The following is an 18,652-nucleotide window of genomic DNA, read 5'->3' on the forward strand; positions in this document are numbered from 1 at the left end:
ATCAGACTTCCGGATTGAAAAGAGGTTTTGGCAGCCCCGAGACGTCGGTCCGCATGGCAAAGAGACCGCCCGATAGCGGAAATGCCGCGAGCTCGGCGTCGGAACGGCCGACGCTGGCGCTGGTGCAATAGAGCGTGCGCATGTCCGCGCCGCCGAAGGTGACCATGGTCGGGCATTTGACGGGAACCGGATATTCGGCTAGCAGCGTGCCATCGGGGGTGTAGCGCTGGACCCGTCCACCTTCGAACAATGCCGTCCAGTAGCAACCATCGACGTCGACCGCGCCGCCATCCGGGCGCCCCTTGTCCGTCTCGCTGCCAAACCGGGCAAAGACTTGCCGGTTGGATGCAGCGCCGGTTTTCGGCGCGTAGTCGTAGGTATAGAGCGTGTAGCGCAACGTGTCGGCGTGATAGAGCCGCGCTCCATCCGGCGAAAAGGCGACGCCGTTCGACGTCAGAAGACTGTTCGCCAGTTGGGCCAATCCGGTGCGATCATATCGATAGAGACCGGCAATCCCATTTTCGCGGCTTTCATCCACCGTTCCGGCAATGAACCGGCCCATCGGGTCGACCATGCCGTCGTTGAAGCGGCTGATCGCCTGGTCCTCGGGATTGGCGGCCAGCTTGCGAACCGGCCCGCCATCCGCATCGATCAGCCAGATCCCCGACCGCAAGCCCGCCACGAAACCGCCCCCTGCAACAAGTCCGATGCAGCCAACTTCCTCTGAAAGCTGGAGGGTCTTCAAGCCGCCCGTCTGCGGATCGAAACGATGGATGCGGCAGCGCTTGATATCGACGAAATACAGCACCTGCTCGGCGACTGACCACAAGGGGCATTCGCCGAGAGACGTCTTTGCGTCGAGAACAAGATCGAAGCCGGTTTGCACGAAAATATCCTCAATAGGCAGCGGCTGGTGCCGCAACAGGAGCCGCCTGCCCCTTCAGGACGCCCAGCCAGTCATTGGCGCGGCCGGTCATCATCGCGATATCCGAAGCGATAGCAGCGAAGTCGTAGCCGTACCCGAGGAAACGCTTCACCATGTCCGGATTGGGGCCGACGATACCGACAGGTATGCCGGCCGCACGCGCATCCTTGGCCGCCTTTTCGATCAGCGCCTGAACTTCCGGATGGGCGATATTGCCGATATGGCCCATGGCCGCCGACAGATCGCCCGGCCCGACGAACAGCGCGTCGATGCCATCAACCGCTGCGATCTCCGGCAGGCGCTCGATTGCTTCCGGCGTTTCGAGCTGGACGATGGTGCAGACTTCGCCGTTGGCCTTCTTCAGGTAGTCCGGGATCGTTCCGAACTTCGAGCCGCGATGAACGGCGGCCACCCCGCGAATGCCCTGCGGCGGATAGCGGGTGTAGGACGCAGCCGCGCGCGCTTCCTCGGCCGTCTGGACGAAGGGCAGCATGACGGTGCGTGCGCCGGCATCGAGCACGCGCTTGACCAGAACCTGATCGTTCCAGGCAAGCCGCACCACCGCCTCCGCCGGCGTGCAGCCGATGGCGCGCAGGATGCCCGCGACATCGGAGACCTCGACCGGCACATGCTCCATGTCGACGACGAGGAAATCGAAGCCGGCATAACCGAGCGCCTCGGCCGTTGCGGGTGCTGCAGCCATCAGCCAAGTTCCGAGCGGTGTTGCCCGCTCCTTTTCGGTAAGCCATGTCTTGAAATGGTTCGTCAGGCTCATGGTCGTCTCCTCAATAGATCGCAGGATCGGGCACGACGGCCGTTCCACTCAGAAAATCGAAATCGCAGCCCTGATCGGCCTGGCTGACATGCTGCTGGTAAAGCGCTGCAAAAGACCGTTGGTAGACCGGCGATGCAGGCTTCCACTCGGCTCGCCGGCGGGCGATCTCGGCCTCATCGACCCGCATGTTGACGGTCCCAGCCTCAACGTCGAGTTCAATCAGATCCCCGGTCTTCAAGAGCGCCAGCGGTCCGCCGATTGCGGCCTCGGGCGAGACGTGCAGGATGCAGGTGCCGTAATGCGTGCCGCTCATGCGGCCGTCGCAGATGCGCACCATGTCGCGCACACCCTGTTTCAGAAGCTTCTTCGGGATCGGCAGATTGCCCCATTCCGGCATCCCCGGTGCGCCAACTGGACCGGCATTGCGCAGCACGATCACTGTGTCCTCGGTGATATCCAGATCGGGATCGTCGAGCGTCGTGTTCATGACGCCGGGATTGTCGAAGACGATGGCCGGGCCGACATGCTTCAGGAATTTCGGATTGGCCGCAGAGGACTTCATCACGGCACCGTTCGGCGCCAGATTGCCGCGCAGAACTTCCAGCGTCTTGCCGCGCGACAGCGGCACCACCGGATTGTCCTCGCCGCGAATGACATCGTCGTTCCAGCAGTCCGCACCTGCGATGTTTTCGCCGAGCGTCCGGCCATTGACCGTCGGCCGCGTCAGATCGAGGTGACGGGAAAACTTGTGGAGAAGCGCCAGAAGACCGCCGGCGAAGTAGAAGTCCTCCATCAGGTATTCGCCGGATGGAAACACGTTGGCCGCCACGGGAACTTTACCCGCCATCGCCGCCATGTCGTCCAGCGACAGATCGACCCCGGCGCGGCGCGCCATGGCGACCAGATGGACGGCCGCATTGGTGGAGCCGCCGAGCGCCATATACGCAACGAGGCCGTTGAGGAAGCTCGCCTTGTCGAGGATGTCGGAGGGTTTCAGGTCCTCCCAGACCATATCGACGATCCGCACGCCGCAGGCCGACGCCATGCGCGGGTGGCCGGAATCCGTTGCCGGGATCGAGGACGCGCCCGGCAAGGTCAGCCCCATCGCATCGACGATCGAGGTCATGGTCGAGGCCGTGCCGATCGTGTTGCAGGTGCCGGCCGAACGCGTCATCCGGCTTTCCAGATCGACCCAGTCATCCTGCGTGATATTGCCGGCACGAAGCTCGTCCCAGTATTTCTTGGTGTGGGTTCCGGCCCCCGTCTTCATGCCGCGCCACTGTCCGTTCGACATCGGCCCGGCCGGGCAGTAGATCACCGGGATATCCATGGAGATCGCGCCCATCAAAAGCGCCGGCGTGGACTTGTCGCAGCCGCCGAGTAGAACCGCGCCATCGACTGGATGCGAGCGCAAAAGCTCCTCACATTCCATCGCCAGGAAATTGCGGTAGAGCATGGTGGTAGGCTTGACCATGACTTCGCCGACAGAGAGCGCGGGCATCTCGACCGGATAGCCGCCGGCCTGCCAAACGCCGCGCTTTACCGCCTCGGCGCGATCGCGCAAGTGCGCATGGCAGGGGCTCATCTCGCTCCAGGTGTTAATGATGCCGATCACCGGCCGGCCCATGAACTCGTCGCGACGCATGCCCATCTGCTGCGTGCGCTGGCGATGGGCAAAGCCCCGCATGTCGTCGGAGGCGAACCAGCGCTGGCTGCGCAGTTGCGAAAGCTCGCGCCTTTTCTTCACATCGCTCATCCCTTGATACCACCCGCAGTCAGGCCGGAGACGACACGCTCCTGGAAGATGACGATCAGGATCGCGACCGGAACGATGCCGACGACCAGTGCTGCCGAAATGACCGGCCAGGGAAAGGCGAACTCGCCCTGATAGAGCTGGATGCCGACCGGCAGCGTGCGCAAGGACGGGTTTGAGTTGAACGACAGCGCCAGCAGGAACTCATCCCAAGCATTGACGAAGGCAAGAATGCCTGCCGTGAATACACCCGGTGCACAGAGCGGCACGACCACCTTGAACAACGCCCCCATGCGCGTGCAGCCATCGATCATCGCCGCATTTTCCAAATCGCGCGGAATGCCCTCGAAGAACGACACCAGCATCAGCGTGCACACCGGCAGGCTCAGCACCGTGTAGGGCAGGATCAGCGCCGTCCAGCTGTTCAAGAGATTGAGCGCCCGCATGATCTCGAACAGCGGCACCAGCAGCGTCACCAGCGGGAATGTCGAGACGGCGATGATCAGCGACAGGATTAGCCCGCGATAGGCCAAGTTGAGTCGGGCGAGCGCATAGGCCGCCAGCACTGAGACGAGCAGCGTCAGCGCGGTCGAGAGTAGCGCCACCATGAAGCTGTTGAACAGGAAGATGTGCAGCGGCTGGTCGGAGAAAGCCTGCACATAGTTCTGCACGGTCGGCGCATGCGGGATCCAAGTGATCGGCTTGGCCGTCAGCTCCGCTTCCGTTTTGAGTGAAGTGAAAAGGATCCAGAGCGCCGGGAACATGCCGTTCACCAGGAGAATGCCGGCTGCGATGAAGCGCAGCGGCTTTCCAGACAGGAAGGACGTCGAACCGGCGGTTGTTGTCGTGCTCATGGCGATTACTCCTTGGTCCGGATCATGCGGAGGTAAACGGCCGTCACGCACATCGACAGGGCGAACATCACGACGGCGAGCGCCGAGCCGTAGCCGAGATCGAGGAAGGACACGGTGTTCTGGTGGATGTACATGGCAAGCGTCGAGGTGGAAGTGCCCGGCCCGCCGCCCGTCATCATGTAGGGGATGTCAAAAGTCTGCAGCGCGGTGATCGTGCGGAAGATCAGCGCCACGACGATCGACGGCTTCAGAAGCGGCAGCGTGATCTCGAAGAACTGCCGCATGCGCCCGGCGCCGTCCACGTCGGCAGCCTCATAAAGTGAGCGCGGAATGGTCTGCAGCCCCGCCAGGATAATCAGCGCCATAAAGGACGACGTCTTCCAAACGATGGTGAGACAGATGGCGGCAAAGGCCCAGTTCGGCGAGTTGAACCAGATGATCCCCTCGAACCCGAAACGGTTCAGCACGTCATTAACGACGCCATATTCCGAATGGAAGAACCAGGCGAAGATCAGGCCGGCAAAGGACAGCGGTAGCGCCCAGGGGATAAGCAACGACAGGCGAACGGGCCACTGCATCGCGAAGGGAAGGTTTGCCATCAGGGCCAGACCAAGCCCGACCAGCAGAGCGCCGGGAACGGTGATCAGCGTGATTAGAACCGTATTCCAGGTGGTTTCCCAGAAGACCGGATCATCGATCATCAACCGGTAGTTCTCCAGCCCTACGAATTCGGCAGGAAGGCCGGAGGTCAGCGACAGGTTGAAGAAGCTGGTATAGGCCAGCCGGCAAACCGGATAGACGATGATCAGCGCCAGAAGGATCGCGGCCGGCGCCAGAAGCAGCACGGCCAGCGAACGGTCGCTGAGATCAAGCCAGCGTGTCCAGCCCGCAGGCGGGGCTTCCCGTATGTCCGTTGCCTTGAATGTGGTTGTCGTCGCCATGGTTTCGTTCCGAAACGTTGAGAGGTCTGGACGGCAAGGCCTATGCCTCGCCCGGCGCAGCCGAAAGGCCGCTCGTCCTGCCTCTTGAGAATATCTCCCCTCCCCGCAGCACAGGGAGGGGATGGAGCAAGGCGTTAAGGGCTCCTCACCGCAGGATGCGCTTCAGGCGTGCCTCGATCTGGTCGGCGCCATCTTCCGGCGTCGTCACCCCGGCGAGAACCGCGTTGACCGTGGTGCGTATGACTTCGCTCACTTCGTTGTAGCGCGGCGTCACCGGACGCGGCTTGGCGGTCTCGACCACCTGCAGCGCATCGGCAAACCACGGCGCGCTCTTCGTAACCTCTGCGTCCTGATAAAGACCGGCATAGGTCGGCAGCAGCGAGGCGTTGATGGCCATGAACTTCGAAACGTCCTCAGACGACAGGTATTCGACCAGCTTCTTCGCCTCGTCCTGATGCTCGGAATAGGCCGACACGCCCCATTCCCAGCCGCCGAGGCAGGTGGCCTGCTCGCCACCCGTCATGGCCGGCAGCTTGGCAACGCCAACCTTGCCAGCAACGGCGGATTCAGCACCTTGCGACTGCGCCCAGGCATAGGACCAGTTGACCGCGAAGATCACGTTGCCGGCCTGGAATTCCTTGCGCGTATCGTCGGTGCCGACTTCGGCGATGTTCTTCTTGGCAACGCCTTCGTCGGCAAAGCTCTTCCAGAGGCTCAGCGACTTGATGGCCGCATCGCGATCGAAGGTCAGGCGGCCGTTGTCGGTCAGCATCTTGCCCTGGCTCCAATACGGCAGAAGGAAGGTGCAGACGGCACCCTCGATCGCCTTGCCCTGGAAGGACAGGCCCTGCAGATCGGCATTGCCCTCGCCTTCGGCGATTTTCTTCGCCGCAGTCTTCAATTCGTCCCAGGTCTTGGGCGGCTCGATGCCGTATTTCTCCAGAAGATCCTTGCGGTAGTAGAGGAACTGGGAGTCCGCGAAGGCCGGCAGCGCGATCACCTTGCCATCGACGGTGTTGGCGCCCGCATAGGCCGGCAGGAAGGACGACATGTCCTTATCCGCGAAATCACTGGTCCAGCCGGCAGCGGCAAACTGCGCCGGGCGGATGACGTCGAGGATCAGGACGTCGAGCGAGGTATCCTTGGCCGACATCACGGTGTTGAGATACTGCGCCTGGGCTTCGGACGTATTGCCGCCGGTCTCGATCTTGACCTTCACGTCGGGATTGGCGGCTTCATACTTGTCGAGCGCCTTGCGCCAGACGTCCGGCTGGTGCTGGCTGGAGATATAAATGTTCAGCGCCGTTTCAGCCGAAGCCGGCACAGCGAAGGCCAGCATTGTGCCGCAGAAAAGGGCACCGGTGAATTTTGAAAAAGTCATCATTTCCTCCCGTTTGGTGTTTGGTTGCGCGGTCTTGGCATCCTCCCCGCGCGGGGTCGTCAATGGACGGCGCGTTCCGTTGCGGCGTCAAAGAGATGAATTTTCGTAGGATCCACGCCGATCTTGAGCGTTTCGCCAGCTGTGACCCGCGTTTCCGGCGGCATCCGGGCCGTCAACGTTTCGTTGCCGACAGCGAAATGGACTAGGGTATCGGAGCCGAGCGGCTCGACGACCTGAACATGACAGGTCAGCGCCACCTCGGATGCGTTTGCCGTGAAATGCTCCGGTCGGATACCGACGACGAATTCGCGGCCGTCGACAGCGCGCGCCTGGATCGCCGACAGCGGCAGGTGGTCTCCATTGGCAAATATCAAATGACTGCCATCGGCCTTTGCCTTGGCAAAGTTCATCGCTGGCGATCCGACGAACCCGCCGACGAAGACACTGGCCGGGCGATTGTAAACCTCGTCCGGCGTTCCGACCTGCTCGATCTCACCACCGCGTAGGATGACGATCCGGTCGGCGAGCGTCATGGCCTCGACTTGGTCATGGGTGACGTAGATGATCGTCGTGCCGATCGCCTGATGCAGCTTCTTGATTTCGGTCCGGACCTGACCGCGCAATTTCGCATCCAGGTTGGACAACGGCTCGTCGAAGAGAAACACCTGAGGACGACGCACGATGGCGCGCCCCATGGCGACGCGCTGGCGCTGGCCGCCTGACAGCTGGCCCGGCCGGCGATCGAGCAGATGGGAAATTCCGAGCATGTTGGCAGCCTCATCGACCCGCGCCGCGGCCTCGCCGGCAGCAATGCCGCGTACCTTCAGGCTGAAACCCATATTCTCCCGAACCGTCTTGTGCGGATAAAGCGCATAGTCCTGAAAGACCATGGCGATATCGCGCTCGCGCGGCGCCAGCCGATTGACGACACGGTCGCCGATCCTGACCTCGCCGCCGGTGATCGATTCCAGCCCGGCAACCATACGCAGGGTCGTGGATTTGCCGCAGCCCGAAGGACCAACGAAGACCACGAACTCACCGTCGGCGATCTCCAGATCGATACCCTTGACGATCCGAAGGGCGCCATAACTCTTGTCCAGCGCCCGTAGGCTCACTCCCGCCATTTCAGCCTCCCGAAAACGACACCTCATCCTGTGCCGATCGCTATTTCTTGTGCAAATAATAGCGCTACGATTTAACTTTGGCAAGCAGGCCCGCTCAAAATCGCTGTGTGTGATGCTGGCAAACCAAAACGGGCGCCAAAAATTTGCCAATTTATGGAGCCTTGTCAGATAAGTAGCGTATTCTCGGTCAATGGGAATTGTTCCATGGAACCCCATGCGCTATCATGCATCAGAATAATAGCGCTATTATATTGACTGGAAAAATGGTGGATACTCGACGCTCCGTGAAGCCGACACGCAAACGCCGCAAGATGCAGCGGGTGACGATGATGGATGTCGCGGCACGGGCCGAGGTTTCACCCTCGACCGTCTCGCTCTATCTGCGCAAGCCGGACGCCGTATCAGCGTCAGCCAGCGAGGCGATCGCAAAATCCATCGAAGCGCTCAACTATGTCCCGAACCTGATGGCGGGAGGGCTCGCCGCCGCCTCTTCCCGCGCCGTCAGCATCATCGTGCCTTCCGTGCGTAATGCCTTCTTCGCCGAAACAGTTGCAACCATGCAGGCGGAACTGGGCAAGGAGCGGCTGCAAGTCCTGCTCGGCCACACTGAATACAGCGAGCGCGAGGAGGAAAATCTGGTGCGGATGGCTTTGTCCTGGGCGCCGGCTGCAATTGTGTTGACGGGGCTCAGCCACAGCACCGCAACCCGAAAACTACTACGCGAGAGCAACGTGCCGGTGGTCGAAATCTGGGAGCTCGGCTCCGAGCCGATCGAGATGGCCGTCGGTTTCCACCACGAACAGGTCGGCCGTTCGGCCGCCGCGCATCTTGTTCAGCGAAATCGCCACAACCTCGTCTTTCTCGGCGCCCGCTTGCAGGAAGATAAAAGAGCGACGCACCGCGCCGAGGGATTTGTGGAGGAAGCCCGTAAAACACCAGGTGTTACCGTCGATATCATCCAGCATCCCGCGCCGTCGAGCGCCGAAGTCGGCGCCATGCTGCTAGGCGAAACCATGCGGAAATTTCCGCAGGTGGATGGCATTGCCTGCTCCAACGACCATGTGGCGCTGGGCGTTATCTTCGAATGCCAGCGGCTCGGGATCGACATCCCCGGACAGCTTTCGGTCGTTGGCTTCGGCGACCTCAGCTTCAGCGCCGCCTCAAATCCCTCGCTCACCACCATCCGCCCGCCGGGCGATCTGATCGGCACCGAGGCCGCCCGCCTGATCCTCGAGCGCATCGCCCATGGCGGCGAAAGAACGCCCACGGTCATCGACACCCGCTTCACGCTGCTTCACCGGCAAAGCAGTTGACCGAAGACAATCCACCCCGCGCGGCCATTCCGCTTCGAAAATTGATCTACGAAACGGGAGAATGGCAAAGCGCCGTTTCTTCCTTCGATAGGGAACGGCTGCTACCAGAGACGCTTGCGCCAGAGACCGAGCCGACAGAGAAATGCTGCGCGAGAATGCGCCGACGAGACCGGAGACACCATCTCATGACCACCGCCTGCGAAGTAAGCTGGTTTTCCGCCCTGTGCGACGACGACTACGAATTCCTCGGCGTTCCGGACCCGCGGCTACAATCGAGCTTCGAACACTGTCGTGATATCGTCCTACAGGCCGAAAGCGGCGGCTTCGACAATATTCTACTTCCGTCCGGCTATGCGCTGGGCATCGACACGACGGCTTTTGCATCAGCGATGGCGGCGCTGACCCGCCGGATCAAGCTATTGATGGCTGTGCGCATCGGTGAAAATTGGCCGGCGCAGCTGGCCCGCCAGATTGCCACCATCGACCGCATCGCCAATGGCCGCCTGGCTGTCAACATCATTTCCAGCGAGATGCCAGGAGAAACTCTTGCGAGCGGCCCGCGCTATGCCCGCACCATCGAGGCTATGTCTATCCTGCGCACGCTTCTTGACGGAAAGCCACTCGATCACGACGGAACCTTCTGGAAGCTGAAGGTCGAGCCGCCGCGGATCGCGCCGCTATCGGGACGCTGCCCACAATTCTATTTCGGCGGATTGTCGGAGGACGCCCGCGAAGCCGCGGCTGAAGGTGCCGACGTCTATCTGATGTGGCCGGACCGGATGGAAGCTGTTCGTGACACCATCGCCGATCTTCGCAACCGGGCACAAAGCCGTGGCCGCCCGCTCCGCTTCGGCTACCGCGTGCATGTCGTCATCCGCGAAACCGAATCGGAGGCACAACTTGCTGCCGACCGGTTGCTCTCAAAACTCGATGACGCCACCGGTGCGGCTATTCGGGCAAAATCACTCGACAGCCAGTCGGTTGGTGTCAGGCGACAAGCCGAGCTGCGCGAGCAGGCCGGCAATGAGGGCTATGTTGAAGACAACCTCTGGACCGGCATCGGCCGCGCCCGCTCCGGTTGCGGTGCCGCGATCGTCGGCGATCCCGATCAGGTTCTGGCAAAACTGCGGGCGTACCGCGCGGAAGGGATAGAGGCTTTCATACTCTCGGGCTATCCGCACGCCACTGAGGCCGATCTTTTCGCGCGTCATGTTTTGCCACGGCTGGACCATGGGCCGCTTTGACAGAGGGAACTTGCTCGCCTTGAAAGGATTCGAATCGTAGCCCCAGTTATTCTGGATCGTCTTACACAGCCTATTCTGCGGCTTCTGCCTTCGTATTCGGCGTCGGCGGGATCCGTAAAGGCTGGGCAGGTCGACAGACGCGACTATAACTCAGCCGTGGCCCCAAGCCTCTTTCTTACATGGTGAAAAGCATGATGACTTAAAAGGCGTGACGGCGCCCAAAGAATGGGCATCTGCATGCACTTCACATGGCCGGAAGTTTGATCGCTCTACACATGCCGTAAAATCAAAGTGTTAGCAATTGGCACAGGCTTTGCTTGTTTCATTGCAGAGTTGGTGGCTAGGGTTCCGGCGCTTTATTGAAGCGTGCTGGTCCGAGAGCTACCACCGGTTGGGGAGACATCCAGCCGGGTGCACGGCGGGACAAAAGCCCGGGAGACCTCGTTAGCCAAGGGATTGGCGGCGCGATGGTCTATGCCGATCCCTTTTTGAAGAAAAGCAAAAGGGGAATTTCAATGCAGACTTTTTCGAAACTACTTTCGATCACAGCACTCACGGCATCGCTGGCATTTGGCATGGCCACCGTTGCCATGGCCGCGCCCAAGACAGATTTCAAAGTCGCTTGGTCGATCTACGTCGGCTGGATGCCGTGGGGCTATGCCGCCGATCATGGCATCGTCAAGAAATGGGCGGACAAGTACGGGATCACGATCGAGGTCACCCAGTTCAACGACTACGTCGAGTCGATGAACCAATATACGGCCGGCGCCTTCGACGCGGTGACGCTCACCAACATGGACGGCCTCTCCATCCCGGCCGCCGGCGGCGTCGATACGACGGCGGTCATTGTCGGCGACTTCTCGAATGGCAACGACGCTGTCCTCCTCAAGGACAAGGACAACCTTGCCGATGTGAAGGGCCAGAACGTCAATCTCGTTGAATTCTCCGTCTCCCACTATCTGCTGGCACGCGCGCTCGAGAGCATCCAGTCGTCCGAGCAGGATGTAAAGGTGGTCAACACATCGGATGCCGACATGGTTGCCGCTTATGAGACGGCGGATGTCACGGCGGTGGTCACCTGGAACCCCCTCGTCGAAACAATTCTGAAAAATTCGACGGCCAAGAAGGTTTTCGACAGCTCGCAAATTCCCGGCGAGATCATCGATCTGATGGTGGCGAATTCGGGCGTGCTGAAGGACAACCCGGATTTCGGCAAGGCGCTGGCCGGCATCTGGTACGAAACCGCAGACCTGATGACGGCAGACAGCGCCGAAGGCAAAGCGGCGCGGGAAGCGATGGGGTCGGCTTCCGGCACGGATCTCAAGGGCTTCGAAGCGCAGATGGCAGCCACCAAGCTGTTCGCCAAGCCCGCCGATGCGCTGGCATTTACGTCATCGCCGAGCCTGCCGAAAACGATGGACCTCGTGCGGAGCTTCCTGTTCGAGAAGGGCCTGCTCGGCAACGGCGCCGCCTCGGCAGACGTCATCGGCATCGAAATGCCGGACGGCAAGGTTCTCGGCGACAGCGCCAACGTCAAGCTGCGCTTCACCGAGACCTATATGAAGGCCGCGGCTGACGGCTCGCTCTGAACGATCGATGACCGGCGGTGCGGATTTTCCCGTTCCGCCCCTCCCCTTCATCCGTGGAGCCACGTTTATGCGCTGGATCAACACCAGGCCGAGCCGGGGTGCGCAGTTCACCCTCATGCTTTTGCCCTTCGTGCTTATGATTGCCGCCTACATCGCGGGAGCGGCCGCACGGCTCGCCGAGAATGCCAATGACAAGCTGCTACCCGGTCTCACGGGCTTTACCGACGCCATCAATCGGCTGGCTTTCCTGCCGGATGTCCGCACCGGCGACTATCTTTTGTGGTCCGATACGGCCGCGAGCCTCATACGCCTGTTCGCGGGTCTCGGCATATCGACGGGAACCGCTCTGCTGATCGGCATAGCGATCGGCATGCTGCCCTATCTGAGGGCGCTTCTTGCCCCCGTCGTTGCGGTCATTTCCATGGTGCCGCCACTGGCGCTGCTGCCCATCCTTTTCATCGTCATGGGCCTTGGCGAAGCGTCGAAGATCGCGCTGATCGTTATCGGCGTCACCCCCGCCATGATCCGCGATCTCGCGTTCAAGGCGCTGGAACTGCCGCGCGAGCAGGTCGTCAAAGCCGAAACGCTCGGCGGTTCGTCGTGGCAGATCGCACTTCGCGTCGTACTGCCGCAGATCCTGCCGCGGCTGATCACCTGTCTCCGGCTGCAGCTCGGCCCGGCCTGGCTCTTCCTCATCGCCGCAGAAGCCATCTCGTCTGACTCAGGGCTCGGCTACCGCATCTTTCTCGTCCGCCGCTACCTGTCGATGGACGTGATCTTTCCCTATGTCGCCTGGATCACGCTGCTGGCCGTCCTGACCAACATCATCCTCGACCGTCTCCGCGTCGCTCTCTTCCCCTGGTCGGAACTGGAGAAGCAGGCATGAGCGAACTCGTCATCGACAACGTCTGGAAGGAATATGGCGATCAGGTCGTGCTGGAGAACGTCTCGCTGACGGTTGCCTCCCGCGCGTTCGTCGCGCTCGTCGGCCCGTCCGGCTGCGGCAAGTCGACATTCCTGCGCGTGCTGCTTGGCCAGGAGCGGGCGACGAAGGGCACGATCCTCATCGATGGCAAGCGGCTGCCGCCCGAACCGGGCCCGGATCGCGGTGTCGTCTTCCAGCGCTACTCGGTCTTCCCGCATCTGACCGTGCTCGGCAACGTGCTCATCGGCAAGGAATTCTCCGCTTCGCGAAGCGCAGCAAGGCTTTTCGGCGCGGCTCGGCGCAGCGCAATCGAGGAGGCCCGGCAGATGATCGCCGAAGTGGGTCTCTCCGGTGCCGAAGACAAATATCCGGCGCAGCTTTCCGGCGGCATGCAGCAAAGGCTCGCGCTGGCGCAGGCGCTGATCATGAAGCCGAAGCTCCTGCTTCTCGATGAGCCGTTCGGTGCGCTCGATCCCGGCATACGGGCAGAAATCCACACCTTGATGAAACGGCTGTGGCACGAAACGCAGATGACCGTCGTCATGGTCACGCACGACATGCGCGAGGCCTTTACGCTTGCTACCCGGGTCGTCGCTTTCGAGCGGCCGCACAATCGGCCGGAAGAGAAGGAGCGCTACGGCGCGACCATCACCAGGGATATTTCCATCTGGCCGCCGCGCCGCGCGGGCGAACGGTCGATTTTCAGCCCTGATCGGGACGGCCCGGTCGCCTCGAAGGGCCCTCGCCGGGACGACCCGGCCTTCAGTCAATCAGAGGAAAAATAGCCATGCACGTCAGGCGCTCACAGGAAGAAATCGCTGCCAACAGGCAGCGCTACGAAGATCATCAGAAGAAGGGGCTGGAGTTTGCACCCAAGGCATTTCCGGCGCCGAGCACCCTGCCCGCGCCTCAAATCGAAGCGGCGGCGATTGTCCACCAGGAGACGATACCCGGGGGCTGGTACTGGTCAACCTTGCTGAAGCGCGGCGAAGCGCTGCGCATCGACCAGCAGCATGGTGGATCGACCGTCGCCCTGATCGCGTGGAACACGGCGGACACCAGCGAGCGGCTTAATCTGGTGGATACCGCAAAGGTTCAGTGGACGACGGCGCTCGGCAAGGGCCGCGTGATCTTCTCGGATATGGGCCGCGTCATGTTTTCAATGATCGAGGATAGTTCCGGCACTCATGATTGCCTGATGGGAGGATCGACGGCCGCTTCGAACGCAGCCAAATATCCCGGCGTCAAGACCCGCAACACCCGGGACAATTTCGTACTGGTTGCCGGCAAGCTCGGCCTCGATCGTCGCGATATTCCTGCAATTCTCAATCTCTTCGCACCGGTGCGGCTCGACGACGCCGGCACGTTCCACTGGCAGGAAAAGCGCTCCAGCAGCGGCAACTACGCCGAGCTGCGCGCCGAGATGGATATGCTGGTCGGCCTCTCAAACTGCCCGCATCCGCTCGATCCAAATCCCGCCTATGCGCCGGTTCCGGTCATTGTGACCCGCTTCTTTTGTGCGGCACCCGCGGCGGACGACCTGCCTCGCACCGCGACAGCGGAAGCCGTGCGAGGCTTCGAAAACAACGCCCTGATGCTGGCCTGAGGAGGACTGAACAATGACCGATTTCATTCAGACCTCGTCAGCCCGTTCACTTGAAAACGCCGCCGAGGACCACTTCATCCCGGCCGAAGCGCCATGGTCGGGCATCTTGCGCAAAGGCCAGACGATCCGGATCGAGGACAGCTACGGCCAGCAGGCGATCGATACGCTGTTCTACCGCGCCGACGACTTTTCCGAGCGCTATTCCAATCAGGACACGATGCGCGAACAGGGGGCCGCCTATGTGGGCACCGGCACCAAAATCATATCCAATGAAGGCAATGTCATGCTGACGATGACGGCTGACAGCTGCGGCCGCCACGACACCGCTGCCGGCGCCTGCTCCTGCGAAAGCAACACCGTCCGCTTCGGCCACGGCACAAAATATCTCCACGCCTGCCGCGACAATTTCGTCCTGGAAGTAACAAAACACGGAATGAGCAAGCACGACATCGTGCCGAACATCAACTTCTTCATGAACGTGCCGATCAAGCCGAACGGCGAGATGACCATCGTCGACGGCATCTCTTCGGCGGGCGACTATGTTGAGCTGGTGGCCGAGATGGATGTGCTCTGCGTCATCTCCAATTGCCCGCAAATCAACAATCCCTGCAACGGCTTCGATCCGACACCGATCCGCGTGCTCATATGGGATGCGCCTGCGGACTGTGAGGTCTGACGGCCATGTTCAGGAAAGTCTTGATCGCCAATCGCGGCGAAATCGCCGTCCGGGTCATCCGGACACTGAAAAGGATGGGCATCGCATCGGTTGCCGTCTATTCCGACGCCGATCGCTTCGCCCTGCCGGTGCTTCTCGCCGACGAAGCGGTTCGTCTTGGCCCCGCTCCTGCCCGCGAAAGCTACCTCAACGTGGACGCGGTCATTGCCGCCTGCAACGCCACGGGCGCGGAAGCCGTGCATCCCGGCTACGGTTTCCTGTCCGAAAATATCGGCTTTGCCGAGCGGCTCGCCGCTAAAGGCATCGCCTTTATCGGTCCCCGCCCGGAACATCTTTCCGCCTTCGGGCTGAAGCACACGGCGCGCGAGCTGGCGAAGGCGAGCGGCGTGCCGCTCCTGCCGGGCACCGATCTGCTTTCCAGCGCCGCGGAAGCGCTTACGGCCGCCGAAACGATCGGATATCCGGTAATGCTAAAAAGCACGGCCGGCGGCGGCGGTATCGGCATGCAGCTCTGCGCCGACGCGGCGGCGCTCAAGGCCTCGTTCGAGAGCGTGCAGCGCACGGCGCGCGCGAGCTTTGGCGATGCGCGCGTCTATATCGAGCGGTTCGTGGCCGACGCGCGCCACGTCGAGGTGCAGATTTTCGGCGATGGCAGGGGCAAGGTCGTGGCGCTGGGCGAGCGGGATTGCTCGTTGCAGCGGCGCAATCAGAAGGTGGTGGAGGAAACGCCGGCGCCTGGCCTTTCGGCTGCCACGCGGGCGCGGCTGCACGAGGCGGCTGTCGATCTGGGTGCTTCGGTATCCTACGCGTCGGCAGGCACCGTCGAGTTCATCTACGATCCGGCGCGCGAGGAGATCTACTTCCTCGAGGTCAATACGCGTCTTCAGGTGGAGCATCCGGTCACAGAGGCCGTCTTCGGCATCGACCTCGTCGAATGGATGATCCGCCAGGCGGCCGGCGAGGATGTGTTGTCAGGCGCAGAAACCTTGCGGCCGAGAGGCGCGGCGATGGAAGTGCGCGTCTATGCCGAGATGCCGCATGCTGATTTCCGCCCGAGCGCCGGCCTTTTGACGGAGGTCGTATTCCCCGCTGACGCTCGTGTCGATGGCTGGATCGAGACCGGCACCGAGGTCACGCCGTTCTATGACCCGATGCTGGCAAAGCTGATCGTCACGGCGGAGGACCGGCCGGCGGCGATCGCAAAACTGCAGACGGCGCTTGCGGCAACTTCGATCGCGGGCATCGAGACGAATCTGGGCTATCTGCGGGAAATTGCGGCTTCCGAATTGCTTGCGAGCGGTAAGGTGGCGACCACGGCGCTGCATGATTTTTCCTTCGTGCCGGATGTCGTCGAAGTTCTGTCGTCCGGTGCGCAGTCCAGTATCCAGGAACTGCCGGGGCGGCTAGGCCTCTGGCACGTGGGCGTGCCGCCGAGCGGACCGATGGACGAACGATCCTTCCGCCGTGCCAATCGCCTTGTTGGCAATGACGATACGACCGCGGCGCTGGAATTGACCGTTTCCGGCCCGACGCTGCGCTTTTACGCCGACACCGTGGTAGCGCTTGCCGGAGCGCATATGACGATGACCCGCGATGGCGAAAAACTGCCGCATGATGCGGCGGTGAAGATCCGTGCGGGACAAGTGCTGTCGATCGGCGTCATCGATGGCCCCGGCCAACGCGCCTACCTCGCGGTTGCGGGTGGTTTTGCGGCCCCCGTCGTCCTGGGCTCCCGCGCCACCTTCGGCCTCGGACAGTTCGGTGGAAATGCCACCGGACCGTTGAAGACCGGTCATGTGCTCCACCTCGCAAGACAGGTTCCCCCCAGGCCGCCGGAACCCGCTGCGGATCCAGCCGCGCTCACCCGCGACTGGCAGGTCGGGGTCGTTTACGGGCCACACGGCGCGCCGGATTTCTTTCAGCCGGAGGACATCGATACGCTGTTTTCCACCACATACGAGGTACATTTCAACAGCGCCCGCACTGGCGTTCGCCTTATCGGCCCTGCGCCGAAATGGGCACGTCATGATGGCGGCGAGGCAGGGCTCCATCCTTCCAACCTGCATGACAATGCCTACGCGGTCGGAGCGATCGACTTCACCGGCGACATGCCGATCATCCTTGGTCCCGACGGTCCGAGCCTCGGCGGCTTCGTCTGCCCGGCGGTGATTGCCCGTGACGAACAGTGGAAAATGGGTCAGTTCAAGCCCGGCGACCATATCCGCTTTCATCCGGTCGCCCGCCCGGACGATCCGCTTGCCGGTCCAGCGGTCCATCGACCCGTTACGGATGCCGGTTCGGCAATCGTCGGAACGCGCGATGACGGCCCCGTCTCCGTCGTCTACCGCCGGCAGGGCGACGATAATCTGCTCGTCGAATACGGTCCGATGGCACTCGATATCGCCCTACGTCTGCGCGTGCACCTCTTGATGAATGCGATCATCGAGGCCCGTCTCCCCGGTCTGATCGACCTGACGCCTGGCATCCGCTCGCTTCAGATCCACTACGACGGCACGACATTGATGCGGAAGCGCCTGCTCGGATTGCTGGCGGATATCGAAACGACGCTCCCATCGGCGCACGAAGTCATCGTCCCGAGCCGCATCGTCCACCTGCCGCTGTCGTGGAACGACCAGGACGCCGAACTCGCCATGCGCAAATATCAGGAGCTGGTCCGCCCGAACGCCCCGTGGTGCCCGTCGAACATCGAGTTCATCCGTCGCATCAACGGGCTTGCCGACGAGCAAGCCGTGAAGGACATCGTGTTCGACGCCAGCTATCTGGTGCTCGGTCTCGGCGACGTCTATCTTGGAGCGCCGGTCGCAACCCCCATCGATCCACGCCATCGCCTCGTCACCACCAAGTACAATCCGGCCCGTACATGGACACCCGAAAACGCCGTCGGTATCGGTGGCGCCTATATGTGCATCTACGGCATGGAAGGTCCGGGCGGTTACCAGCTGTTCGGCCGCACCATCCAGGTCTGGAACACTTGGCGGCAGACACCCGCATTCGCCAAGGGCAAACCCTGGCTGCTCAATTTCTTCGATCAGATCCGCTTCTTCCCGGTTAGCCATCAGGAACTGACGGAGGCGCGCGCCGCCTTCCCGCACGGCGGCTATCCGGTCAGGATCGAGGAGACGGAATTCTCCTACGCGGCCTACGAGAAGGAGTTGCAGGCAAATGCCGAATCGATCGGCCGCTTCAAGGCGACGCAGCAGGCGGCTTTCGACGCCGAGCGGCAACGCTGGAAGGACGCCGGTCTCGATAGCTTCGTCAGCGACGACGGCATAGGCGAAATGCTCGACGGTGATATCCCGGCCGATTGCTTCGGCGTCGCGAGCAGCGTTCCCGGCAATATCTGGAAACTGCTGGTCGAGCCGGGCGCTACCGTCGCCGCCGGCGAGACCGTTGCCATCATCGAATCCATGAAAATGGAAATCAACATCTCCGCCCATGCCGCCGGACGTGTCCGCGATCTGCGCGCCGGGCCGGGAAGAAACGTCAAGGCCGGCGATATCATCGTCGTTTTGGAGAACTGCTGAC

Annotated in this window: 15 protein-coding genes and 1 riboswitch; of the genes, 8 read left to right on the forward strand and 7 right to left on the reverse strand. The window is 61.9% G+C overall.

The window, feature by feature from the left end:
- Window position 1: 1 nt before the first annotated feature.
- The 7 genes from ACSQ3F_RS27230 to ACSQ3F_RS27260 all read right to left on the reverse strand — a co-directional run bounded on the left by ACSQ3F_RS27230 (window position 2) and on the right by ACSQ3F_RS27260 (window position 7,753).
- The gene (locus ACSQ3F_RS27230; protein WP_436103290.1) at window positions 2–886 is read right to left on the reverse strand and encodes an SMP-30/gluconolactonase/LRE family protein; all 885 of its coding nucleotides are present in this window, start codon (window positions 884–886) and stop codon (window positions 2–4) included.
- Window positions 887–896: 10 nt separating this feature from the next.
- On the reverse strand, window positions 897–1,700 hold the full coding sequence (locus ACSQ3F_RS27235) for an HpcH/HpaI aldolase family protein (protein ID WP_436103291.1): 804 nt from the start codon (window positions 1,698–1,700) through the stop codon (window positions 897–899).
- Window positions 1,701–1,710: 10 nt separating this feature from the next.
- Window positions 1,711–3,456 (reverse strand): L-arabinonate dehydratase, encoded by a 1,746-nt coding sequence (gene araD / locus ACSQ3F_RS27240; RefSeq protein WP_436103292.1) that lies wholly within the window; start codon window positions 3,454–3,456, stop codon window positions 1,711–1,713.
- On the reverse strand, window positions 3,453–4,307 hold the full coding sequence (locus ACSQ3F_RS27245; protein ID WP_436103293.1) for a carbohydrate ABC transporter permease: 855 nt from the start codon (window positions 4,305–4,307) through the stop codon (window positions 3,453–3,455). Before ACSQ3F_RS27245 ends, araD begins: the two co-directional genes overlap by 4 nt.
- Window positions 4,308–4,312: 5 nt before the next feature.
- Window positions 4,313–5,248 (reverse strand): carbohydrate ABC transporter permease, encoded by a 936-nt coding sequence (locus ACSQ3F_RS27250; protein WP_436103294.1) that lies wholly within the window; start codon window positions 5,246–5,248, stop codon window positions 4,313–4,315.
- A 145-nt stretch (window positions 5,249–5,393) separates the two neighbouring features.
- Window positions 5,394–6,629, reverse strand: a complete 1,236-nt coding sequence (locus ACSQ3F_RS27255) for an ABC transporter substrate-binding protein (protein WP_436103295.1) — start codon at window positions 6,627–6,629, stop codon at window positions 5,394–5,396.
- Window positions 6,630–6,688: 59 nt separating this feature from the next.
- Window positions 6,689–7,753, reverse strand: a complete 1,065-nt coding sequence (locus tag ACSQ3F_RS27260; RefSeq protein WP_436103296.1) for an ABC transporter ATP-binding protein — start codon at window positions 7,751–7,753, stop codon at window positions 6,689–6,691.
- Between the two features lie 284 nt (window positions 7,754–8,037).
- On the opposite strand from ACSQ3F_RS27260, the gene ACSQ3F_RS27265 reads away from it, so the two are divergent.
- The 8 genes from ACSQ3F_RS27265 to uca all read left to right on the forward strand — a co-directional run bounded on the left by ACSQ3F_RS27265 (window position 8,038) and on the right by uca (window position 18,651).
- The gene (locus ACSQ3F_RS27265) at window positions 8,038–9,066 is read left to right on the forward strand and encodes a LacI family DNA-binding transcriptional regulator (protein ID WP_436103297.1); all 1,029 of its coding nucleotides are present in this window, start codon (window positions 8,038–8,040) and stop codon (window positions 9,064–9,066) included.
- Between the two features lie 185 nt (window positions 9,067–9,251).
- Window positions 9,252–10,310: an LLM class flavin-dependent oxidoreductase gene (locus ACSQ3F_RS27270; protein WP_436103298.1), complete on the forward strand. Its 1,059-nt coding sequence runs from the start codon at window positions 9,252–9,254 to the stop codon at window positions 10,308–10,310.
- A 329-nt stretch (window positions 10,311–10,639) separates the two neighbouring features.
- Window positions 10,640–10,750: riboswitch (guanidine-I (ykkC/yxkD leader) on the forward strand.
- Window positions 10,751–10,825: 75 nt separating this feature from the next.
- Window positions 10,826–11,899 carry a putative urea ABC transporter substrate-binding protein gene (locus ACSQ3F_RS27275; protein ID WP_436103299.1) on the forward strand — a complete coding sequence of 358 codons (1,074 nt, stop codon included), beginning with the start codon at window positions 10,826–10,828 and terminating at the stop codon, window positions 11,897–11,899.
- Window positions 11,900–11,966: 67 nt separating this feature from the next.
- Complete coding sequence (locus ACSQ3F_RS27280) at window positions 11,967–12,785, forward strand: ABC transporter permease (RefSeq protein WP_436103300.1); 819 nt, start codon at window positions 11,967–11,969, stop codon at window positions 12,783–12,785.
- Window positions 12,782–13,609, forward strand: a complete 828-nt coding sequence (locus tag ACSQ3F_RS27285) for an ABC transporter ATP-binding protein (RefSeq protein WP_436103301.1) — start codon at window positions 12,782–12,784, stop codon at window positions 13,607–13,609. Before ACSQ3F_RS27280 ends, ACSQ3F_RS27285 begins: the two co-directional genes overlap by 4 nt.
- Window positions 13,610–13,611: 2 nt before the next feature.
- Window positions 13,612–14,430, forward strand: coding sequence for an urea amidolyase associated protein UAAP1 (locus ACSQ3F_RS27290; protein ID WP_436103302.1), 819 nt, complete (start codon window positions 13,612–13,614; stop codon window positions 14,428–14,430).
- Window positions 14,431–14,443: 13 nt separating this feature from the next.
- Window positions 14,444–15,106: an urea amidolyase associated protein UAAP2 gene (locus tag ACSQ3F_RS27295; RefSeq protein WP_436103303.1), complete on the forward strand. Its 663-nt coding sequence runs from the start codon at window positions 14,444–14,446 to the stop codon at window positions 15,104–15,106.
- 5 nt (window positions 15,107–15,111) lie between these two features.
- Window positions 15,112–18,651 carry an urea carboxylase gene (gene uca / locus ACSQ3F_RS27300; protein ID WP_436103304.1) on the forward strand — a complete coding sequence of 1,180 codons (3,540 nt, stop codon included), beginning with the start codon at window positions 15,112–15,114 and terminating at the stop codon, window positions 18,649–18,651.
- Window position 18,652: the final 1 nt, after the last annotated feature.

It is taken from the genome of Pararhizobium sp. LjRoot238, from assembly GCF_964252955.1.
GTDB lineage: Bacteria > Pseudomonadota > Alphaproteobacteria > Rhizobiales > Rhizobiaceae > Pararhizobium.